Origin of the sequence: Nocardioides sp., from assembly GCF_035703625.1 — a bacterium.
Lineage (GTDB): Bacteria > Actinomycetota > Actinomycetes > Propionibacteriales > Nocardioidaceae > Nocardioides.
The window spans coordinates 1-3,786 of the sequence record NZ_DASSXS010000150.1 but is presented as its reverse complement, the minus strand read 5'-3'; the positions used below and the strand labels follow the sequence as shown (position 1 = coordinate 3,786).

Sequence of the window (3,786 nt, the reverse complement as noted above, 5' to 3'; positions counted from 1 at the left end):
CCGAGCGCGGGGGTACGTCGACGACGCGCTCACCGTGCCAGTCGATCTGGAGGTGTCCGGTGTCGGTGACCTCGCCGATGACCGTGGCCTCGACGCCCCACTTGTCGCAGACGGCCAGGAACCGGTCGACGTCGCCGGGCTCGACGACCGCCATCATCCGCTCCTGCGACTCGCTCATCAGGATCTCCTCGGGCGCCAGCGTGGAGTCGCGCAGCGGCACCCGGTCGAGGTCGACGTGCATGCCGCCGTCGCCGGCGCTGGCGAGCTCGCTCGTCGCGCACGAGAGCCCGGCTCCGCCGAGGTCCTGGATGCCGGCCACCAGCCCGGCCGCGAAGATCTCGAGCGTGCACTCGATCAGGAGCTTCTCCATGAACGGGTCGCCGACCTGGACGCTCGGCCGCTTCGCCGGCCCACCCGCCTCGAAGGTCTCGCTTGCCAGCACGGACACCCCGCCGATCCCGTCGCCGCCGGTGCGGGCGCCGTACAGGATGACCTGGTTGCCGACACCGGATGCCTTGGCGAGGTGGAGGTCCTCGTGCCGGAGCACGCCCACGCACAGCGCGTTGACCAGCGGGTTGCCGACGTAGGTGGGGTCGAACACGGCCTCGCCGCCGACGTTCGGCAGACCCAGGCAGTTGCCGTAGCCGCCGACACCGGCGACGATCCCGGGCAGCACCCGGTGGGTGTCGTCGGCGTCGAGCGGGCCGAAGCGCAGCGGGTCCATCACCGCCACCGGCCGGGCACCCATGGCCAGGATGTCGCGGACGATGCCGCCGATGCCGGTGGCGGCACCCTGGTACGGCTCGACGTACGAGGGATGGTTGTGGCTCTCGACCTTGAAGGTGACCGCGTAGCCCTGGCCGATGTCGATCACACCGGCGTTCTCACCGATCCCCGCCAGCATCTTGCCGACCGGGGTCTCCTGCGGGAGCTCGGAGAACTGCTTGAGGTGGACCTTCGATGACTTGTAGGAGCAGTGCTCGCTCCACATGACGGAGTACATCGCCAGCTCGCTCGCCGTCGGGCGCCGGCGGAGGATCTCGCGGATCCGGGCGTACTCGTCCGGTTTGAGGCCCAGCTCGGCGAAGGGCTGTTCCCGGTCCGGATCTCCGGCGGCGACGGCGACGGTGTCGAGCACGGCGTCAATCTACCGGCGCCACCCGGGCCTCGCGTGCCCCGCCCGCCGGTGCGGAATCACAGATCTGTAGTTATCACGAACCGTGTTACGCCTGTGAATTGTGAGGTTATGGTGACGTCGCTCGGCGCCCGCTCGAGCTCACGTCCCCAGGAGCCCGCCATGACTCGCTCGGTCGCCCGCACGGCCAGGTCCGCCGTCGTCGCCCTCGTGACCGGTCTCGCCGCGACCCTTGCCGTGACCCCCGCCCAGGCCAGCTCCATCGTCACGCCGGGGGACTTCAGGGGCTACGGGTTCGACCAGTGCCTGGCCCCGACCCAGGGCGCCATGAACGCGTGGCTGAAGAACTCGCCGTTCCTCGCGGTCGGCATCTACATCTCCGGGGAGTCCCGGGCCTGCCGCTCGCAACCCAACCTGACCAGGAGGTGGGTCAACACCCAGCTCCGCAAGGGGTGGCGCCTCCTGCCGATCACACTCGGACCGCAGGCGTCGTGCAGCACCCGGTTCCCGCGGTACGGCAGCGACGAGACCATCAACAGCCGGCCGGGCGCCGACGGCACGTACCGCCGGGCCCGGACCCAGGGGCGCCAGGAGGCGGTGGAGGCGGTCGCCGCCGCGCAGGCGCTGGGCATCGCGCCGCGCAGCACGCTCTGGTACGACCTCGAGGGCTTCGACTCCACCAACACCCGCTGTCGCGAGTCGGCACTGGGATTCCTCAGTGGCTGGACGTTCAAGCTGCACGAGCTCGACTACGTCTCGGGCGTCTACTCCAGCGTGGGCTCGGGCATCCAGGTCCTCGACAACGCCCGCGTGAACCGGCCGGACGCGTTCCACCTGCCCGACATGATCTGGCTGGCCCGGTGGGACGGGGTGGCCAACACCAGCTCGTCGTACATCCGCAACGACGGCTGGCGACCGGGTGGTCGGGTGAAGCAGTACCAGGGTGGGCACGACGAGACCTGGGGCGGCGTCAGGATCAACATCGACCGCAACTTCCTGAACGTCGGCAGGGGGTCGTGGGCAGCGCCCGAGGACCACTGCAACGGCACCAAGGTCTCCTTCCCGACCTACCGCGGCGTCGCCCCCGGCACCACCGATGCCGAGATGGTCGCGGCGCTGAAGTGCCTCCTCCAGGAGCAGGGCGTGTACGGCGGCCGCGTGAACGGCACCTACAACGAGAAGCTGCGCATCGCCCTCCGGACCTGGCAGGCGGACCACGGTTTCGCGGCCAGAGACACCTGGTCGCGTCCGAACTGGGTGTCGCTGCTCGTGGACGGCCGCCGCCAGGTCTTGAAGTGGGGGTCTGCCGGAACCGAGGTGCGCCGGCTGCAGCGCGCCCTGAACGCGGCGCACGACGACGCACGACTCCGGGTCCACGGCGTGTTCGGCAAGGCCACTGCCGCCGCGGTGCGCACCTACCAGCGACGGGTGGGCCTGAAGGTCAACGGGATCGCCGCGGCCTCGACGTGGACCGCCCTCGGGAAGGGCAAGCGCTGACCCTCACGCGGAGTGGTCGGCCGAAGCGGCCCGACGCCGTACCCGCGGGACCCGGCGACGCCGGCGCCCCGCGGCGGCGGAGGCCAGCCGGTCGGCGCGGTAGGTGAGCTCGGACTGCAGGAAGGTGTTGGTGCTCTCGTACATCTCGACTCCTGGGTAGTGACGTGGGTCGAGACTCGCCCTCTGAGGTAGGCCCGCACATCGGGCAGCTGCCCTATTCCTTACCCGGGCACCCGGACTTATCGCCAGCGGGTGCACGCTCCGGCGTCACCCGGGGAGTGCGGACGCCGCCAGCGACGTGAAGAACCCGAGGCCGTCGGTGCCCGAGCCCGTCAGCTCCTCGACGGCGTGCTCGGGGTGCGGCATCAGGCCGACCACGTTGCCGCGCTCGTTGGTGATGCCGGCGATGTCGCGCGCCGAGCCGTTCGGGTTGCCGTCGAGGTAGCGGGCCACCACCTGGCCCTCCCCCTCGAGCCGGTCGAGGGTGGCGGAATCGGCGACGAAGCCGCCCTCGCCGTTCTTGAGCACGATCGTGACCTCGGCGGCCTCGTCGTAGGCCGACGTCCACAGCGTGCGGTTGTTCTCGATCCGCAGGCGCTGGTCGCGGCACACGAACTTGCGGTGGTCGTTGCGGATCAGGGCGCCCGGCAGCAGGTGGGACTCGCAGAGGATCTGGAAGCCGTTGCAGATCCCGAGCACCGGCATCCCCTTCCGGGCCGCCTCCACCACCTCCGTCATCACCGGAGCGAACCGCGAGATGGCCCCGCAGCGCAGGTAGTCGCCGTACGAGAAGCCGCCGGGCAGGACGACGGCGTCCACGCCACCGAGGTCGTGGTCGCCGTGCCAGAGCGCGACCGCCTCGTGGCCGCCGAGACCGACGGCACGGCGGGCGTCGACATCGTCCAGGGAGCCGGGGAAGGTGACGACGCCGACCCTCATGCGGGGTCCCCGCGGAGGTGGGAGCGCAGCCGGCAGCTGCGTGGGGCGTGTCTCACGGGCGGCCTTCCTCTGCGGCGATCTCGGCGACGAAGTGGTCCTCCACGTGCACCTCGAAGTCCTCGATCACCGGGTTGGACAGCAGCGTCTCCGCCATCTTCCGGACCTCGGCGAGCACCTCCTCGGAGACCTCGCCCTCGAGGACGAGCTCGAATCGC

5 protein-coding genes are annotated in these 3,786 nt (G+C 70.7%); 1 reads left to right on the top strand and 4 read right to left on the bottom strand.

The features are described from left to right. Positions 1–1,138: AIR synthase-related protein (locus tag VFN12_RS07325; protein WP_325117971.1), on the bottom strand; the 1,138-nt coding region annotated here is incomplete at its 3' end. 159 nt (positions 1,139–1,297) lie between these two features. Here VFN12_RS07325 and VFN12_RS07320 point away from each other — a divergent pair. Continuing rightward, positions 1,298–2,632 carry a glycoside hydrolase domain-containing protein gene (locus VFN12_RS07320; protein ID WP_325117970.1) on the top strand — a complete coding sequence of 445 codons (1,335 nt, stop codon included), beginning with the start codon at positions 1,298–1,300 and terminating at the stop codon, positions 2,630–2,632. A gap of 3 nt (positions 2,633–2,635) precedes the next feature. Here the strand turns inward: VFN12_RS07320 and VFN12_RS07315 are convergent, their stop codons facing one another. From VFN12_RS07315 to VFN12_RS07305, 3 genes are all read right to left on the bottom strand, one after another. Then, the gene (locus tag VFN12_RS07315) at positions 2,636–2,776 is read right to left on the bottom strand and encodes a hypothetical protein (RefSeq protein WP_325117969.1); all 141 of its coding nucleotides are present in this window, start codon (positions 2,774–2,776) and stop codon (positions 2,636–2,638) included. A gap of 123 nt (positions 2,777–2,899) precedes the next feature. Continuing rightward, positions 2,900–3,571, bottom strand: coding sequence for a phosphoribosylformylglycinamidine synthase subunit PurQ (gene purQ / locus VFN12_RS07310; RefSeq protein ID WP_325117968.1), 672 nt, complete (start codon positions 3,569–3,571; stop codon positions 2,900–2,902). Between the two features lie 52 nt (positions 3,572–3,623). Then, on the bottom strand, positions 3,624–3,786 hold a 163-nt coding region (locus VFN12_RS07305; protein WP_325117972.1), incomplete at its 5' end, for a phosphoribosylformylglycinamidine synthase subunit PurS.